The 18,169-nt window shown below is 61.2% G+C and carries 14 protein-coding genes and 1 pseudogene; 6 read left to right on the top strand and 9 right to left on the bottom strand.

The window, feature by feature from the left end; translation table 11 throughout:
• Positions 1 to 81 precede the first annotated feature (81 nt).
• On the top strand, positions 82 to 900 hold the full coding sequence (locus PLL20_05925; GenBank protein ID HPD29512.1) for a hypothetical protein: 819 nt from the start codon (positions 82 to 84) through the stop codon (positions 898 to 900).
• A gap of 92 nt (positions 901 to 992) precedes the next feature.
• Here the strand turns inward: PLL20_05925 and PLL20_05920 are convergent, their stop codons facing one another.
• The 4 genes from PLL20_05920 to PLL20_05905 form a co-directional block, all read right to left on the bottom strand.
• A complete protein-coding gene (locus tag PLL20_05920) occupies positions 993 to 4,406 on the bottom strand; it encodes a hypothetical protein (GenBank protein ID HPD29511.1) in 3,414 nt (1,137 codons plus the stop codon).
• A gap of 78 nt (positions 4,407 to 4,484) precedes the next feature.
• Complete coding sequence (locus PLL20_05915) at positions 4,485 to 5,747, bottom strand: neutral/alkaline non-lysosomal ceramidase N-terminal domain-containing protein (GenBank protein HPD29510.1); 1,263 nt, start codon at positions 5,745 to 5,747, stop codon at positions 4,485 to 4,487.
• A complete protein-coding gene (locus PLL20_05910; protein HPD29509.1) occupies positions 5,744 to 7,156 on the bottom strand; it encodes a beta-N-acetylglucosaminidase domain-containing protein in 1,413 nt (470 codons plus the stop codon). The genes PLL20_05915 and PLL20_05910 overlap by 4 nt, the downstream gene beginning before the upstream one ends.
• Positions 7,157 to 7,215: 59 nt before the next feature.
• Entirely contained in the window at positions 7,216 to 8,511 is a 1,296-nt protein-coding gene (locus tag PLL20_05905) for an alpha-L-fucosidase (GenBank protein HPD29508.1), read from the bottom strand.
• Positions 8,512 to 8,893: 382 nt separating this feature from the next.
• Here PLL20_05905 and PLL20_05900 point away from each other — a divergent pair, with 382 nt between their 5' ends.
• The 5 genes from PLL20_05900 (at position 8,894) to PLL20_05880 (ending at position 14,313) form a co-directional block, all read left to right on the top strand.
• The gene (locus tag PLL20_05900; GenBank protein ID HPD29507.1) at positions 8,894 to 9,448 is read left to right on the top strand and encodes a hydrolase; all 555 of its coding nucleotides are present in this window, start codon (positions 8,894 to 8,896) and stop codon (positions 9,446 to 9,448) included.
• A gap of 405 nt (positions 9,449 to 9,853) precedes the next feature.
• Positions 9,854 to 10,180, top strand: coding sequence for a PqqD family protein (locus PLL20_05895; protein HPD29506.1), 327 nt, complete (start codon positions 9,854 to 9,856; stop codon positions 10,178 to 10,180).
• Positions 10,177 to 11,133 carry a hypothetical protein gene (locus PLL20_05890; GenBank protein ID HPD29505.1) on the top strand — a complete coding sequence of 319 codons (957 nt, stop codon included), beginning with the start codon at positions 10,177 to 10,179 and terminating at the stop codon, positions 11,131 to 11,133. The genes PLL20_05895 and PLL20_05890 overlap by 4 nt, the downstream gene beginning before the upstream one ends.
• Before the next feature lie 79 nt (positions 11,134 to 11,212).
• Positions 11,213 to 12,310, top strand: a complete 1,098-nt coding sequence (locus PLL20_05885; protein HPD29504.1) for a nucleotidyltransferase family protein — start codon at positions 11,213 to 11,215, stop codon at positions 12,308 to 12,310.
• A gap of 95 nt (positions 12,311 to 12,405) precedes the next feature.
• Positions 12,406 to 14,313 carry a glycoside hydrolase family 127 protein gene (locus tag PLL20_05880; protein ID HPD29503.1) on the top strand — a complete coding sequence of 636 codons (1,908 nt, stop codon included), beginning with the start codon at positions 12,406 to 12,408 and terminating at the stop codon, positions 14,311 to 14,313.
• A gap of 76 nt (positions 14,314 to 14,389) precedes the next feature.
• On the opposite strand, the gene PLL20_05875 is transcribed toward PLL20_05880, so the two are convergent.
• The 5 genes and pseudogenes from PLL20_05875 to PLL20_05855 form a co-directional block, all read right to left on the bottom strand.
• Positions 14,390 to 14,854, bottom strand: a complete 465-nt coding sequence (locus tag PLL20_05875) for an aminoacyl-tRNA deacylase (GenBank protein ID HPD29502.1) — start codon at positions 14,852 to 14,854, stop codon at positions 14,390 to 14,392.
• 57 nt (positions 14,855 to 14,911) lie between these two features.
• A complete protein-coding gene (gene cyaB / locus PLL20_05870; GenBank protein ID HPD29501.1) occupies positions 14,912 to 15,481 on the bottom strand; it encodes a class IV adenylate cyclase in 570 nt (189 codons plus the stop codon).
• 84 nt (positions 15,482 to 15,565) lie between these two features.
• Entirely contained in the window at positions 15,566 to 16,216 is a 651-nt protein-coding gene (locus tag PLL20_05865) for a Uma2 family endonuclease (protein HPD29500.1), read from the bottom strand.
• A gap of 593 nt (positions 16,217 to 16,809) precedes the next feature.
• Positions 16,810 to 17,283 (bottom strand): annotated as a pseudogene (ilvN, locus tag PLL20_05860) (acetolactate synthase small subunit).
• Positions 17,284 to 17,336: 53 nt separating this feature from the next.
• Positions 17,337 to 18,158 (bottom strand): DUF502 domain-containing protein, encoded by an 822-nt coding sequence (locus PLL20_05855; protein HPD29499.1) that lies wholly within the window; start codon positions 18,156 to 18,158, stop codon positions 17,337 to 17,339.
• Positions 18,159 to 18,169: the final 11 nt, after the last annotated feature.

Genomic DNA, 18,169 nt, shown 5'->3' with positions numbered 1-18,169 from the left:
GCGTTCTTGCCCAGTCCTCGATAAGTTAATCGTGGCGTTAATTCATCAGATGATCTGTTTTTCGTCCGGAGACTATGCCCTTTGGTCATTCGCCTTCTCATTACGGTCAAGACCTACCCGATTCCTTCGGCGAAGTATGATGAGCTGGTCTGTACTGCCGGCGTAACGGAAAACGGCGACTTCATCCGGCTCTATCCCATCAATTTCCGCGACTTGCCGTACACCCAGCAATACCGGAAGTACCAGTGGATCGAGGTCGATGCGGACAAACACACCGGTCGAGACGTCCGAAAGGAGAGCTACCGGCCCAGGCCCGATACTCTAAAGGTTATCGGGAAGCCGATACCAACTCGAAATGGCGACTGGTCAGAACGGGCGAAATATGTCCTGAAGAAAAAGGCCCAGTCGATGGAGGAACTCCAAGCGAGGCAGGAGGCGGACCAGACCTCGCTGGGCATCTTTCGTCCAAAGAAGGTCAACGACTTGATCATCGCGCCCGACGACCGCGAATGGAAACCTGCATTCCAAGCGGCAATGCGACAGGCTCGGATATGGGATGAACGCACGGTCAGCAAGGAGCCGCCTCGAAAAGTGCCGTTCAAGTTTCGTTACCGCTTCGAGTGCGACGACCCGAGGTGCAGGCGAAACCATGAGATGATGATAGAGGACTGGGAAGTCGGCGCCCTGTTTTGGAATCTTCGCGACAAAGGCGCGACCGAGGCGGAGGCAGCCCAAGGGGTTCGTAGCAAGTTCCTCGACGGGCTATGCGCCCCCGACAAGGATACCCACTTCTATGTGGGTACCGTTCTCAGCCATCCGAAGTCGTGGATCGTCATTGGAGTGTTCTATCCGAAACTGGAGAAGACACGTGTTCCCGATCTGCCCACGCTCTTTGACTAGGGCATGGAAGGGCCTTGGCGATCAACTCGTGACTTCTGCGTCACTGTCAGATTCACAAACCGCCGAGCAAGCCGAATGCACATCGCTCGCGCTCAATACTGCACAATCACGTTGACGACCTCGCCGGTCTTCGGCAGCCGGATTCGCTCGTGTTTTGGATCGACGTCCGTCCACTCCTTGCCGTTGATCTCGACCTTCCTGATTCGTTTAGCATCGGGCACGCGAACGTAGAGCCAGACTTCCTTCGGCGCGTTGCGGGTCGGAGGTCGGACCGTGGCCACCACCGTGTTCGGCTCGTCGCCGGCGTGCATCGTGAAGGCCAGCGGGCCGAAATACGAGTTGATCTCATCGACGCGGATGCCCTCTTTCGACGCCAGCCAGCGGCGAGGCGTGCCCGAGGCCAGCCACAGGTCATCGCCCGACTCCAGCACCAGCATGTCACGCAACCGATTCACGAACCGGGCCTCATCGGGGCTCTTGTAGAACGGCCCGCTGGCCCGGCCCCACATGCGGTATTCCTCGGTCAGGGTGTTAACGTCGGGGTAGAGGCAAGCGACGAAGTTGTTGTAGATGTTGCGAATGGCCGCCGGCACCTCGTTGCGCTTCAGGTACATCTGGATCGGGTTCTGCAGGTTCGATTGCCAGACCATCCCACCCTGGCTGAACCAGAGCCTCTCGTCGGTGATCCCGTGCACATTGAACCGCCGCTCGCCCGAGAGCGTGAGGTTGTCCTCCCAATCGTCCAAGATCCAATCGGCAACTACGTCGTTCGGCTCAAACATTCCCAGATCCAGCAGGATGATCGGCCCGTAGAGCACCTCACGCGTGCCTGAGAGCCTGAAACACGGCAGCACGTCCTCCGGCTTGCCGTAACGGCTGTAGAACTCGGCCTGAAGCGGGCCAAACTGCCGGAACCGCTGCCGGGCTCTCGTCGCGATGTACGGCGAATAGGTGCCGTCGCGCATCTTGACCACCGGTGAGATCTCGGCGGTGCGAATCACCGAGGATCGCAGGTCTTCGCAGTATCCCGCAGCCTGTCGGGCGATCTTTTCCGCGTCAGGATGGCCTATGTCGGCCATCGCCCTGGCCATCTCGGTCATGCCCGCCACGCAGTAAGCATTCACACTGAACCAGTAGCCCCAGTCCGCGTTGTCTTCGAGGTGCCCGGGCGGCAACAGACCGTACTCGATCGGCCGGCGCCCGTGGATATCCTCGTGCATGGTCGCCTTGCGCTGCCGCTCGATCCACTCGACCGCCTTGAACATGCTCGGCAGCGTCTTTTCAAGCCATGCCTTGTCACGGGTGTACTTGTAATGCCGGGCCAGCGACCACAACACGGTGCCGTGGTCAAGGTTGTACTCGTGGGCGGTGTAGTCGTATTCCTTGTTCACTTTCGCCCCGTGATAGACGCCGTCGTTGGACGGCGTGTACGCGCCGCGGAACATCCGGCTGCCCTGGAGGGCGACGAAAGTGTCGAGATACTGCCCCGCCCGTTTGGTGTCGCCGAGAGCATCGAGCAGCATCGCCTGGAAGCACGCCTCGTTGGCGTACACGCGATAGCAGTAGCTGGCGGCCGGAACCATATACAGCCCGCTCTTGGGGTCCTTCGTCGTGCTGATGTGAATGTGCGGCACAACAAAGCGCGACAAATAGTTGAATTTCGGTTCCGGTGTGCTGAAACGCGTGGTTCGCTGGATCATCGAACGCCAGTAGTCGGCCACGCGTCTGCGTTCGGCGTCATAGCTGAGCGCTTCCAGCTTGTCGGCATCAGCGCCGGCAACATCGGAAACGAACGGGATTGCCAAGTAGAACACCTGCGATCCACCGGCCGTGACCTCGAACCGGCAGGCCACTGCATTGACTGCTTCCGACGGAAGCTTCTCCACCCGCTCCAGTTTCGTCTCTGTCCCAGAGGGGCAAGAGATGATCGCCCGGAGAACTCGCTCGGTTTTCGTCGGGTCGTCCCCCAGTTTAGCGATGATTCGCTTTCCAGAGATCTCGAACGGGCTGTCAGGCCTGGTTTGGAACCAGAGCTGCGAAGCTCTCGGCTCGCGGCCGGAGTTGCGGGCGGTCAGTTTGATCATTAGCACGGCCGGGGTCTGTTCGTCGCGCGCCGGGTCGTTGGGGTCCAGCGGACCTTCGAGCAGCGTGGCGAACGACTCTTGTTCGTATTGCAGGCCTTTTCGCTCCCACCGGTTGATCATGATCGGCAGGTTCTCCTCGGCCACCGCCATGCTGCCCTTGTGGTCCTCGCGGAAATAGGGCGTGGCTCCCGTGCCAATCCAGAAGTGGATGCTGTCACCAGGCCACTTAAGCCGCTTGGCCTCGGCGCCGAACGCCTTCGTGCATGACCGGGAGATGAAGATGTTACCGTCATATCGGACGGCGAACTTCTGCCAGCTCGAATCGGCAGCCGCGACTAGGTAGACCATGTCGCCGTGCTGGCGAACCCAGGGATCCTGCGGCGGGATTTCCTTCGTTGCCCGCTCGTATGACTGTTCCGGCTCAAGCGGGATCAGATCGCGGATCTTTCCGCCTTTCTCGAAAACGGTGATGTCAAACGGCTTCGGATCATCCGCCTTGGTGACATACGCGTTCATGTCGGGAACGTAGATAGGTCCGTCGGCCAGGTCGCGGGTGCTGAACGAAAACGTACGCGGCATCAATTGGTCGCCCACCCGCATCATCGCCCGAACGGTTACGACAGTGATGTCGTTCGAACCGCGAAGCTGCGACTCCGTCTCCAAAAGCTTTACCACAAAACCCTTGGGCTTGTCGCCGACGCGAACGTCTTTCCACGAAGCCGGAGATTCGAAGCGGTCACGTTCCTCGAATTGCCACGGGCTCACGCTCTCCAGCCTGCCGTTGAACACCTCCACATTGCCCGACCAAACCGTCTCACCCTTCCGGTCGCACCCCAATTGGACGCGCACGGCCAGCGGTTTGAGCACGGAATCGGAATGAACGGCCAGGGACTGCAATCTCGACGAGCCCTTTGGTAAAACCAGACGAACCTTGAGCGTCCGCCGGTAGGTCACCCCCGGCAGGTTTTCTGCCCGCGGGTTTTCTTCGCCCAGAGCGTCAAACGTGAAAACACACCGCCTGCCCTCGATCCGCGTCTTGATGTCCGCCGGTAGCCACTTGCCTTGCCACGGGTCGTCGATCTCATCTTCGATATTGGGCATGCTCGGCGGAGGCGGCGGCCATGTGCGAAACCAGTATTCGACGACGACATCGTTCGGCGCGTCGCCGTCAAACTCCGCCATGATCTCCCGCACGTCGCGAGGGTCGTCCCACTGCACGCCGACCGCCTGTGCGCTCTCCGGGGCGTCCGTCAGGGATTTCACAGCGACCGGCTGATCAAGCTTCTCACCGGTCCAAATCATCCATTGGCCGAACTCGGCGAGGTCCATTGGCTCACCCTCGCCGGCGATAAGGGCCGCTGGTGACATGAGGCATAGAACCGCCGCGAAGGCAACCAGTAGAAGAATAGTCATGGTGTTCATGGTAGGACCTTTCTCAGAAGCTGCCGGCCGAGAACGCGATCGTCAACAAGGCTGTCGAACCTCAGCACCCAGGCTCGCTCAGGCAAACAACGAACGCACCAGTTGAACAGCTTCATCGGCCAGGTGTTCCAGACCACCGGGCTTGAAGCGGAAGCTATTATAGAAGAAGTGAGCAGTCTCGACTTCATAACCGCCTTCATCGTAGGCGGCCTTCGTCGGCAGGTACCCGCGCACGCCGTTTGCGTAGCCGACCGTGTACACGCTGCGTCCGGTGGCCTGGCGGACGAGGTCGGTGAACGTACTGAAAACCTCCGCGTTCACGCCAACCATCACTGCCGGGCCGAGTCTCACAGCGAAGATTTCCATGTCCGCGGTGGCGGCGCACTGCCCGCTTCGTACCTCCTCGATTCGCAGTCGACGCCACTTCTCAAGCGCGCGCGTATAGCGGTCACCCCACTCGCCGACACTGCCGGCATGGCCGATGTAGCGGTCGGCTATGCTGTCGATCTGATCAACAGTCAACACGTCCAATGCGATCGGCACCACGCGCGAGGCCAGCCTCAGGGTGCAATCGGTCAGCGGTGCAGCCCCGGGCAACAAACCCGACACGGCGTCGGCCACCTGTCCGCCCCATACCGACAGTTGTTCGGAAGTGATGTTCTCGTACGGCGGGTTGAGGTTGCCGCAGGCCCCGTTGGTGGCCAGCACGATCGGACGGCCGGGCAGCCGTTCGGACACGATCGCGGCCGTGCGGCCCGGCAGGTCGGCACTGATCATGCGGTTGCTCGGCCCCAGTGCCACGGCGTGCATCGCGTAGTTGGTGATTGCACCGATGAAACTCCCGTCATCGCGCCGCCAGCCGAACGCCGCCACGCGAGGATCGGTCCGGGCCGAAGCTTTTTTGCGCCGATCGACGGCCAGGTCGCATCGGCCCTCAACGAAGACCGGCACACAGGCGGCCGTGTTTTGAACCGCCGCTTGTGCTACTTCTTCGAGCCTGGCTCGCAGGAATCGCACGTATGCCGGGTCGTACCGCCCCGCTTCGGAAATCTCGACCGTTGCCGGCCCGGAATGCGTGTGGATCGCCGAGATCATCACCTGAGAAGCTTTCAGACCCAGCTTTCCACCCGCCCACTCGCGGAACTCGGTGACGAATTCCCGCAGTAGGCCGATCAGATCCACGTTGATCCAAAGCAGTCGCTCGGTGCCATCCGTCACGTACAGACACTTGGCGTACAGTCGGTCGAGCACGCCGATCGATGGCTGCGTGCGGGCCGCGAAACCGGACAGTTCGCACCCCGGCTCGGGCGTGATGTCGACTTGGGCGGCACCGACATTCATTCGGCTTGCTCCGGCCCGTACTTCTCGGCAAACGCGCGGTTCATCCAGGTGATATCATCGATGACCGTCTGCCGTTCGGCCTTGAGCCGGTCGGGGAAGGCTTTCTCCATCCGGCCGGCCAGCGAGTGCAGATAGTCGATGTACATGCGCGCGACATATCGGGAATGCGGGGCGGCGGCGATACGGGCATACTGCTCGCGAACCGCGTTGAAGCCCGTGCCCTTGCCGTAGTAGAGCATTCCCGGGTACGCCTCGACCAGATCCTTGACCAGGACCTGTTGCGCCGGGTCATCGGCGAAATGCAGGATGGCCTGACCGATCGAGCGCGCGGGATCATAGGCCCAGGGGTTGTAGGCGAAGTCGGCGCAGGTCAACAGGGGGATACGATTAAGCTCGTTCTGCTTGCACAACGGGTTGCTCATGTAGCCGTCGATGACCTCGCAAAGGTCCGGATCACGCCCGAAGACCGGCCCCAGGTGCATGGTCGGATTGTTGTCGTTCACCGGATAATTATCCCACAGAATCAGGCGGTGCTTAACGATGCTCTTGTAGGTCTCCGCACACTTGCGGGTAATGCGGTTGATCACCACCGCGTCACCGGTCCAGAACAAGTAGATATCCTTGTCCAGCTCGCGGGCGAACGTCTCCAGATAGGGGCGGTGCCTGGCGTCTGTGCCGTCGCCCCAGTACCAGGTCGGACACACAATCAACTGGGCATGCGGGTCGCCGGCGCGCAGCCGTTTCAGAAACTCGTTGGCCACCCGCGCCTGTCCGGAGGCATCAATGCCCTCGGAAATATCATCCAAGGCGATGTTGAACCACTTGACGCCCAGCCCCTGCATCCAACGATAGTGGTTCCACAAGAGGTCAATGTCCTCGGCCTTGCCGTAGTCGAGAATGCGCTCGGTCCCCAGATTGGGGTTCATGCTGAAACAGAAATCGATGCCGGCCTTCTGGCACTCGCGGACGATCCGCTCGTATGCTTCTTTCTTCGCTTCCGGCAGCGGCTCCCACCAACGGTTGCAGCGCTTGTCTCCCCACGGGTGATGCTCGATGTCACACATGCTGAGGTAGCAGTTCATCAGAAAGTTCATTTTGGCGCGGACCAACGTCGGGATTTCGGCCAAGTACTGCTGCGGTGTCCACATCCAGCCTTTGGTGCCGCGGATCGCGAAGCCCGGCTTGCGGCCATCGGGCAGCGGCTCGGGCAGCGGGCGCTTCGCGGCCGGCAAGTCGACGGTGAAATCCTTGGTGATCTCCGGACGACAGGCGTGCTTCTGCTCGGCCTTACCACCGCCGGCATCGCCCCTGCCAAGGAGCGGGACGGCGGTCTCCGATCGAGCACCGGCGGTCATGAATGACATGGAAAACAGAACCAAGAGCAAACGCAGATGGCGGGTCGGTCGCATCCTATTCTGACTCCGTACAAAGAGACTCCCTGGCTTGTGCTTGCCTCGATCACACGCGTTCACTTCAGATACAACTCGATCACCGGCACGGCGACATTCGGCTGGCGGACGGGCAGGTCGAAGGTGATTCCGTCAGCCGCGTCCTGTTGTTCGGCCATCCACGGACCCTTATTGGTGCTGAATCGCACCTCGCTGGCATCGTTGAGCAGTTGGGCATAAGCCACCTTGTCGGACATGCCGTCGAACTGAAGCTTGCCCATCGGCCAGACAAGCACGTGAACGTAGAGCCGCCTGGTTTTAGGGTTATAAGTCAGCAGGCAGTTGTCAGGCTTCTTGATATTGTCCGGAGCGGCCGTGCAGCCGTAGATGGACCGGCTGTGAAGCCACATCCAGTCGCCTATGGCGGCCAGGCATTCCATTGCCCGATCATCAAACGTTCCCCGGGCGGTGGGGCCGACGTTGAGCAGCAGGTTGCCGCCCTTGCTGACTGTCTCGATGAGCATGACGATGAGCTGGTGCGGACTCTTCCAGGTAGCCTCGTCGCGGTGATAGCCCCACGAGCCGCTGAAGGTCTGACAGGTCTCCCAGGGCACGCGCATTCCGTCCATGCTGACCCAACTGCGCGGCATGAACTGCTCGGGTGTTCGGAAGTCCCAGCCGTCAGGACGGTCGAGAAGATCCAGCCGGTCGTTGATCAGACAGTCGGGCTGCAACTCTCGGATAACCTTGAGCAGTCGCTCGGATTGCCAGTCGTTTCGGCCCTTGCCGTCAGGACCGGGGAAGGAAAAGTCGGCAAAGAGACAGTCGATCGGCCCGAACTGGGTGAGCAATTCCCGCAACTGGTTCTCGACGTAGTCCACGTATCGCTTCATGTCCCGATTCTTGTTCTTTTCGCGCTCCTCCTTGTTGTCACGCATCGGGTGGCAACTGTCGACCGTATAGTCGGGGTGATGCCAATCGAGCAGCGAGTAGTAAAAACCGACTCGCAGCCCCTCGGCCCGGAAGGCCTCGACCATCGGCTTGATCAAATCCTTGCCATAGGGCGTGTTGGTCACCTTGTAGTCGGTGAACTTGGAATCCCACAGGCAGAAGCCCTCGTGGTGCTTGGTCGTGATGACAAAGTAGCGCATGCCCGCGCCCTTGGCCGCCCGGGCCCATTCCTGCGGGTCATAGAGGTCGGGATCGAAGTGGTCGAAATACTTCTGGTACGCGTCGGTCGGGATTCGCTCGTAGTTTTTCACCCACTCGTGGCGGGCGGCCAGTGAGTAAGTGCCCCAATGGATAAACATGCCAAACCGGGCCTCAAGCCACCATTGTATCCGCTCGTCCTTGAGCTTGGGCGATTCCTTGGTCATTTCAGCCCCCTGTACAAACAGCGGGAAGAGCAAGCAGACCGTCAGACAACAACATTGATACGCTTTCATGAGTCGACCCTTTCGATAATCACGTGTATCTGATTGGGTCAGAGGCTATCCCAACAGATTCGGGCTGTCCAGTGGGTGAGGAGAGACCCGGCTGCGCCTCGTGCGACAAGGTATGCTCCCTGGCGCGCACGAAAGTGGACGTTCTCGGCAGGTCTCGACGGCGGTGGCGATTTCGACTTTCCTGCCGGCGGTGATCGTCGACACATGTGCAACCATTGAAGGGGTGCGCCCGCCTCGTGCGACGCTCAACTGACTCGTTGACTGTGCTTCGCCGGGCACCTACAGTGTTGCCGACAAACGGAGGAAACGAACCGTGCCCAGTGCTCTCAGCCAGATACGGCCGGACAATGCGCTATTGCTGGTGGTTGACCTGCAAGACCGCCTGCTGCCGGCGATTCATGACAGCACCGCCGTGGTCGAGGCCTGCCGCCGCATCATCGAGGCCGCCAAGGTGCTTGAGGTGCCGATGGTGGTGACGGAGCAGTATCCGGAGGGCATCGGCCGCACTTGCCAACCGCTCCTCGAATGCCTTGGCGATGCGCCGCTTTACACCAAGATACGCTTCAGTGCTTGTGTCGAGTCCGTGGTCGAGAAACTGGCCTCCCTCAGGCGCCCCAACGTGATTGTCATCGGCATCGAAGCCCATGTATGCGTCATGCAGACCACCCTGGACCTCTTGCGACTCGGCTACACCCCCTACCTCTGCGCCGACGCGGTCGGATCGCGGCGGCCCCATGACCGCGACATGGCCATCGAGCGAGTTCGCCAGGCGGGGGCCATTGTCACCACGACCGAAAGCGTCACGTTCGAACTCATGGGCCAAGCCGGCACCGAAGTCTTCAGACAGATCCTCAAGATCGTGAAGTAGTCGGGCAGTCCGATAACAGAGCGGCCGGCCGTTCTGCTGACCGGTTTTGGGCCCTCGTCTTTTGACTCGAAACCCGGCGAAGAATGGCCGATAACCATGGTGGAGGGCGGCGGTGGACTGCGCGAGGGTTGTCAGAAGAATGGGAGACTTCTGGGTGGATAATCGTCGACTGGAAAGCAGTCCCCTTGCGGAGGAACGGGAGGAGCCGCAGGCCGGTGTGATCGCATCAGAGGCTCCTGCTTCCCAAGAGCTGGACTCAAGCGGGACGCGGCGACGCTTCCTCAGTTGTTCGGTGCGCAAATTGGCCTATGTATCTCCGGTAGTGTTGCTGTTGCGGCCGCGTCCGGCGTGCGCGTCGCGGATCTACTCGTGAAGTGATTGGCGCGGCTAATGGATCCCATGACGATGTCGGCAGGTTCACGGAAGGACTCCCCGGGCGACCAACGGCGCTGGATGCCTATCCGGCGCGAGGGCCTTTGTTGTCGTACGTTCGATGACGAGGCCGTTCTCTACGATCCTGCACACCATGCGGTCCACTATCTTAATCGTACGGCCTGGTTCATCTGGAATTGCTGCAACGGCCATCGAGACGTTGAAGACATTACTCTGGAAGTTGCGGCGGGGTTCGAGCCGAACGCCCAACAGGACAATCCGTTGGCCGCGATTCGCGACGATGTTCGGGCCACCCTGTCGCGCCTGACCGAGAACGGATTGATCGAGTCGGCCCCATGACCCGGCTTGCGCCTCCCAACGTGACCGATGTATCGGATTCGCAGCGATCGCGCGTCGGCTTCTGCCTGTTCGGCCCCAAGCCCGAGGTCCGCCATTATCGAATCGGGCCGGTGCCCGTGTCTCTGGCCAGCATCCTGACGGGCGTTGCGACTGATTTTCACGAGTTGTATCGTGCTTACTCGATCGAAGAGCCGACCGGCAACGAGTTCGCCATCGAGGTGATTGTCAAGCGGTCCGCACGATCGCTTCGGCGTTACTATCACGTGGTTGCCAACGGCGAGAGGCTGTTCGCGATGCGCAGCGAGAACGAGGTTCTCCCGCATGTGGAATGGGCGATCAACACCATGGTCGCCACGCGATTGTCGGAATACCTGCAGATCCACGCCTCGGTGGTGGCGCGTGACGGCGTGGCGATCATTTGTCCGGGTCAGCCGGGACAAGGGAAGACGACGCTGGCGGCCGCCCTGCTCAGCCGGGGCTGGTCTTACTTGTCCGATGAGTTTGCCCTGCTTGATCCTGAGACGCGGCTGCTGGAACCCTATCCCAAGGCATTATGCATCAAGGCGGGATCTTTCGAGGTTCTTCGGCGCTTGCGCCTGCCGATTGATACCGACCGCGTTTACTACAAGGGCGAGAAGGGGCAGGTAACGCTGTTGAATCCTCTGAGGATCCGCCCCGACGTGGTCGCCGACCGTTGCCGGGTTGGAATGGTGGTTTTCCCCGAGATCAATCGCTCGACCACGCCGGTCATCGAACGCGTGTCTCGGGCCCAGACGGTTTTTGAACTGACTCGCTGCGCCTTCAACTTCGGCAGGTTCCGGGCGACGGGCTTCAACCTGCTGGCGGATGTGGTTGAGCGGGCCGGGTGCTACCGGCTTCGCTGCGGTCATCTCGCAACGACGTGCGACCTGGTTGAGGCTTTCTTTACTCGTGAAGTCGGGTCGGGGGTGTAGCTTGGCGCACGGCATTGCAGACCCTTCGACTGATCGGCTTAATCGGCTTGTGGCGGATTGCCTCACGGACCGAACCCTTATGGCGGTCGAGGGGCTCTGGCGCGACGGTCTGTGGAGCCAAGTCGTAGATCACGCATGCTCGTCGGGCGTGGGGGGCGCCGTTGCCCGGAACATGGCAGCGCGAGAGGTGGAAATCCCCCGGTCGGCGGCAATCCAGCTTGATTCCTACAGGCAGCACGTAGCGGCGGCAGCAGCCTACGGCCTGGAGAAGACCGAACCGATACTCGCATGCCTGCAGAAAGCCGGGATTGCCTTTCTGGTGCTCAAGGGGGCGGCGCTGAACGCCGCGCTCTACGACGGACTCGGCCTGCGACCGATGATGGATGTCGATCTGTTGATCCGCCCATCTGACGCGCAGCGAGCCGACGCCGCACTCACAAGCCTTGGCTGCCGTCCGGGGCCCGATCTGGTCAACGAAGACTTCTACCCACGTTTTTACTATGAGCGGGAGTACTTCCTGCCCTGCCGTCCGGAAGTCAAGATTGATTTGCATGTTCGCCCGTTCCGGCCGCTGCGCTATGCAGTGACGCTGCCGGATCATGCCATGTGGGATGAGCCGATGCCGGTGAGGTACGGGCGATTGACGGTGCAGATTCCCAACGTCGAGAACATGCTGATCCACCTGGCGGTGCATGCGGCCTGTCACGGCGCGGCAGAGTTAAAATGGCTTTATGACCTCAAGCTGTGGCTGGATCGGTACGGCGACCGCCTGGACATCAGGAGGCTGGTGGACAAGTGTCAGAGATGGAAGATCGGTTGGCCGGTACGCGTCGTCCTCGAGCACGTTGACAGCCTGTTCGGCGAAGGCTCGGTGTATCTGGAACGGACGCTCTCCGCGTTGAAGGGTTGCCGCGCCGGGTGGAGGGACAGGCTTGCCTTGGTTCAGAGTCCGCGCGACGCCGCACACCCGCTGGCCGCCGTCGCAGTGAACGTGCTCTGTACGCCGGGCGTCCGATTCAAGCTTGGCTACCTTCGGGCCGTGCTGCTCCCTGCCCGATCGCACCTGGCCCAACTCTACCACGGCCGCCATCCCGGCTGGCCGCTGGTGGCCCACGCCGTTCGGATCGGCCGTCGCCTGACACGGCGATTCTGCCGCACTCGCCCCGCATCCGTATAAGACGATACGGGCTGATCTCGCTTCCCCGACACATCTGTCGTATCCTATCGACTCTTGTGAGATTACGGTTCAATTGCAGTCAGACGAGGTGGAGCATGGAGTCCAGGATCACGTTTGTGGCCGCAGCAGCGGTATTCATGGCGTCGATGGCGGTTGCCGGCGAGATGGGGATTGCGAAGATGAAGGCGGTTGCGCCGACACAGGTCAAGCTGACTGATTCGTTCTGGGCGCCGCGGCTGGAGATCAACCGGACGGTCACGCTGCCGCACAATATCAAGATGTGTGAGGAAACCGGCCGGATCTCCAACTTCGACAAGGCCGCCGGCAAGATGCAAGGCAAATACGAAGGTGCCTATTTCAACGACTCAGACGTCTACAAGGTGCTTGAGGGGGCAGCCTACATACTGGCCGCTCATCCGGACAAGGAGATGGACGCCCGCGTTGTCGACATCATCGCCAGGATCGCGGCGGCCCAGCAGCCCGACGGCTATCTCAACGCCTACTACACGGTCATGGAGCCGGACAAGCGGTGGACCGATCTGCCGAAAATGCACGAGCTCTACTGTGCCGGACACCTGACCGAGGCGGCCGTGGCGTGGGCTGACGCGACCGGCAGGACCGACTTCCTGGACGTCGCCCGCAGATTCATACACCACATCGAGGGCATTTTTGGGTTTGACAAGCGGCACGGCGTGCCCGGCCATGAGGAGATCGAGCTGGCCCTTGTCAAGCTGTACCGCAAGACCGGCGAAGAGCGGTACCTCAAGCTGGCGGAGTATTTTCTTGCCGCCCGCGGCACCAAACCCGAAAAGGGCGCTGAGTACCGCCAAGACCACATCCCGATCAAGCAACAGAAGGAGATCGTCGGCCACGCGGTACGGGCGATGTATCTCTACTCGGGTGTGACCGACGTTGCGGCGATTACCGGCGACAAGGAATACCTGCAGACTCTCGACACGATATGGCACGACGTCGTGACTCGGAAAATGTACATTACCGGCGGCGTCGGAGCCCGGCACGAAGGCGAGGCCTTCGGGGGAGCCTACGAACTGCCCAACGACTCGGCATACGCCGAGACCTGCGCCGGCATCGGCCTTGCATTCTGGGCCCACCGGATGCTGATGCTGCACGGAGAGAGCCGTTTTGCCGACGTGCTCGAGCGAGAGCTGTATAACGCATTTCCGTCCTCGGTCTCGCTGAAAGGTGACGCGTTTTTCTACGTCAACCCGCTTTCGAGCAAGGGCGAGCACCACCGCCAGCCATGGTACGGCTGCGCCTGCTGCCCGACGAATATCGTCCGGGTGATGCCACAGGTGCCGGGGTATGCTTACAGCCAGTCTGACGACGGCGTCTGGGTCAACTTATACATGGCGGGTGAGGGGACCGTCGCGCTCAAGTCTGGTGAGGTCAAGCTGGCTGTTGACACGAAGTATCCGTGGGAGGGCAAAGTGAAGATCAAGGTGACGCCCAGGGAGCCGGCCGAGTTCGCGATCAATCTCCGCGTACCCGACTGGTGCGAGCAGGTTACGGTCAGTCTGAACGGAACGGCGATCCCCAACCCGACCATGGACAAGGGATATGCGGTGATCCGGCGGCAGTGGAAAGCCGGCGACGCGATCGAGATGGACATGGCGATGCCGGTCCGGCGAATCCAGGCTCATCCGAACGTGGCCGCAAACCGCGGGCGGGTAGCCCTCCAACGCGGTCCGATGGTCTTCTGTCTGGAAGCGGTCGACAACGGCGGCAAGGTGTTTGATCTGGTTCTGCCGCGAGATGCCGAACTCAAGACAGAGTTCAGGCCCAACATGCTCGGCGGCATCATGACGATCAAGGCCCAGGGCCTCAGGTGCCCGGCTCGCGACTGGAAGGACAAGCTGTATCTGGCGGCACCAGCGCATGCCGAACCGGTCGAGCTGACCGCCGTGCCCTATTGCATCTGGGACAACCGCGAAGCGGGCGAAATGACCGTATGGATTCCGGAGATCACCGGGCTGTCCAACTGACCAGCCAGGGGACAAGGTCGCGGTTGTGACCGGAGTGGCAGCGCACACCCTCCCCGCCCTGCCGGTGCCTTGACCGTTACGCGCAGATGTCGGCGGGCCTGGCGTTGAGGAGGCGCACGACGTCTTCGGTGGCCATCTCCACGAGCACGCCGCGACGGCCGCCATTAACGATGATTCTGTCGAGGGCCAACAATGATTCCTCGATGACCACGGGCAACTGGCGCCGCATAGCGAACGGCGAGATTCCACCGACGCGGTAACCGGTGATTTTCTCGGCCTCGTCATGCTCGGCCAGTTCCGCCTCGGCCGCACCGATGGCTCCGGCCATCTTTCGAGTGTCGAATCGCTGATCGCCGGGCACGATGGCCACCCAGAAGGCCTTGCCCACAGCCTTGACGATCAGTGTCTTGCAGCACGATTCGAGCGGACGGCCGACGGCCTCGGCCGCACGGTCGGCTCCCACCTCGGTGAAGGTGTATTCGAGCACCTCGAATGGTACGCCCTGGGATCGGAGCCACTTGACCGCATTAGTATCGGACATGGTCTTCTACGTTGCGCGAGCCTTTCAAGAACCTGCCGTCGGTATCCGCAAAATACTTCAGGAGGCAAAGGCAATGCGGTCGATCGCCAAACCGTTCCTGCGGCAATGCTCAACCAGGAGCGAGACATAGCTCTGGCGGACGGTCCGGCACTCGCCGAAGCCCAGAGCCCGCTGGGCCTGCACGACGGCAGCCTCATCAGGTCCCTCGATCTCGATATAGCGGCCCAGGTAGGGAATCTCATCGAGTTCGATCGTGCAGTCGCCCAGTCGCCAGGTTTCCCGCCGTTTTTCGAAGCACAACACCTCGACGAACCCCAGGGCCTGGATGAGTTCCTTACAGGCCTCGCCGTCGTCCGTTGCGATCTCGATTTCCTCGCGGGTCTTGAGGGGCCCCTGGATACGAGGTCCCTTGTAGGTCAGCGTAGCAGGCGGGTCATTGCCGTCCTCGGCCCGGCAGATTCGAACCCGCAGGCCGCGTCCGCTCGACAACAGCGTACGATCCCGGTTGTCGAAGATATGATTGGTCTCCAACACCCGGCAGATTCGCATGGCTCGCAACGATGAGAGCCTTTCCAACACGGCTTCGTGCGAATCCACTTTGATCTTGGCTTCCACCTCGACAGGCATGGGTTTCTCAACGCATGTGCCGGCATCAACGTCAAGGGCCACCCCCACCGGCCAATCGACCACCTCGCTACGTCAGGGCAGCCCTCACTTGGTCGCGGTCTTGAGACACTCCAACGGATTTGGGAGCGGCTCCGTCCAGAACCAGTTTACCTCGATCGAAATGCCCGGCAAGATGCGACCGTCGAACCGTCCGTTGGTGAACGTGTTGGTCAGGTGGACTTCGCCTTCGAGCACGTTCACCTGAACCTGCTTGTGGTCCGCGTTGATGAACCAGATCTTCGGGATCCGGCCCTGATGACAGGCGGCGTGCTTCTCGCCCAAGTCGTACTCCCGCGTATCTGTAAATGCCATCTCGACGACCAGGTCCGTCGGCCCGACGACCCGCGTCCCGCGGATGCGATCCGTGTGCTCGGCCGCCAGATAGGACAAGTCCGGGCAAAACCGCCGCTCGCCAAGCTGCATGACCGCATTGGAGGCGTACATCCTACCGAGCCGGCGTCCGGCAACGACCGTGTTCAGCAGCGTGGCCAGGAATATGAGCCTTTCTTCGTGTTGAACCGATGCCGGTGAATGCACAATCTGTACTTCATCAAGGTACTCACATCGCAGGTCTTCGTGGGCCGGCTCTTCGTAGTCCTCGATTGTCGCCTCGTATTTGCGCAGCTGATAGGGCGGAGCAAGATGCTGGAGGTCTTCTCGCAGCTCACGGATGTGCTTGGCATCAAGTGTCAGCATGAGCCATCTCCGGCCCATTATAGCGATTCGGTGCTCCACAAGACAGTCACGAGTTCGCGGCCGAGGCCGACGGAGCCCATGACAGAAGCGGCGGCACTTCTCGCGGCTGACCCGGTTGTCGTGAACGCAAGCCAGACCGCTTCAGCGGTCTCTCCCGAAGGGCAAACAGGCCGGCCGTTTGACGACTGGTTCACGGTCGGCCAATTCCTCCTTCTCTGTGTTACCCCATCAAGCCCGTCTTAACGGGCATGTCCTTGTCAGGTAAGCCCGTTGAAACGGGCTGAGACCATAGAAAGGAAGAAGAACCGCGGGCAACCGCAAACCGGCCGTATCACGGCCGGCCTATCAGCCCGTCTGTGGCGGCAAACCCCCCTGAAGGGATTTTGATGCCAGCGGAAAGAGACTGCCGACGAGGGCGTTGGCACCACTGGATCAGGTCGACACCCACACCACTGGGTCAGTTCGACATCGGCACCAGTGGATCAGCTCGGCGGCAGGACCGCCTCGGGCACGGCGCTGGGCACCTTGCTGTCGGCGGCCGAGCGGATGCGCCGGCGGGCGGAGGTTGCGGGAGCATCAGACTCGGGCTGGCTGGCGCGAGGCACCGCGATCAGGCCTGTCCGCGACAGGGCTTTGATCCCATACGGTCGGCACAACTCGACAAATGCCTCGATCTTGTCCTCCGGGCCGGTCAACTGGATCACGATCGACCGCGGGCCGACATCCACGATGCTGCCGCGAAAGACCTCGGTAATCTGTCTCAACTCGACGCGTTTCTCGGGCGGACAGTGCACCTGCAACAAGAGCAGGTCTCGCTCCACGCAGGACTGTTCGCTCAGGTCGCGGACCTTTACCACCTCGACGATCTTGCCAAGCTGCTTGCGGACCTGCTCCATGGTCTGATCATCACCGGTGGAAACGATGACCATCCGCGAGAACTCGGGATCCTCGGTGCGGCCCACGACCAGCGAGTCGATATTGTAACCCCTGGCCGCGAACATGCCCGCAATGTGGGCCAACACACCGGGTTTGTTATGCACCAACACGCTCAGAATATGTTTTCTCATGATTGCCTCGTAGCCTCTCGCCGGGGAATTGGCCCGGCGTTCAATGTCCCATTTCATGCGCCTCGTTGCACCTGGGACGCCGGCTGAAGGGGAACTCCCCCCATCTCCGCGGCCCTGGCTTGGGGAACGATCATCTTGACCGGATGAACACGGTCGAAACGGACGTTCTCGGGCAGCACCAGGCCGCCGGACATCACCGCCTTGACCGCCTCCTCCACCGTCCAGTCGGTCTCCGACACTTCCTCCAGCGGCACAAGCTGCGTGTAGCCGGTGGAACACGTCGGTGTGCTGGCGATGAAGATTGCGGCGATCTTGCGGCCGGTGTCCGCATCGTCCACCACCGACGTGAGAAAGCCGATGCACTTCATGCCCGGCCGCGGGTACTCGACCAGGACGACCCGCTGGAAGTAACTCGACTGGCCCCCACCGACCGTCAGCACGATCTGCTTGGTCGAGCGGTAGATGGTTTTGACCAAGGGCACTTTGCCGAAAATGCCGTCCAACCACAGCAGGAACCGTGCCCCAAACACGTTCGCCGAGAACAAACCCAGGAGATACAGCAGGAACAGCGTCAGCAAAACGGTCACCGCCGGGACGACCCATTCCTGGTAGTCGTTGACCGTCTGCGGCAGCAGCGCCTTATTGTGTTCCAGCAGCGCCTTGGCCACCCGGCCGGCCAGCGGATCCATCGCGGAGCGCAGGTTGTCGAAAACGAATTTCACAACAACCCACGTTACCCAGATGGGGATCAACGTCAGGAGACCGGCCACGATGCGCGTCCGCAGGAGCGTACGGATCATCGGCCACGGTCGACGCGGATCCTGCGACCGGGGAAGTTCGTTCCGCTGATCGGTTCTGTCTTCTTTGCCGGACACCGCCGCTCTCC

The organism is Phycisphaerae bacterium, assembly GCA_035384605.1.
Lineage (GTDB): Bacteria > Planctomycetota > Phycisphaerae > UBA1845 > PWPN01 > JAUCQB01.
This window is presented reverse-complemented; position numbering and strand designations above follow the sequence as displayed.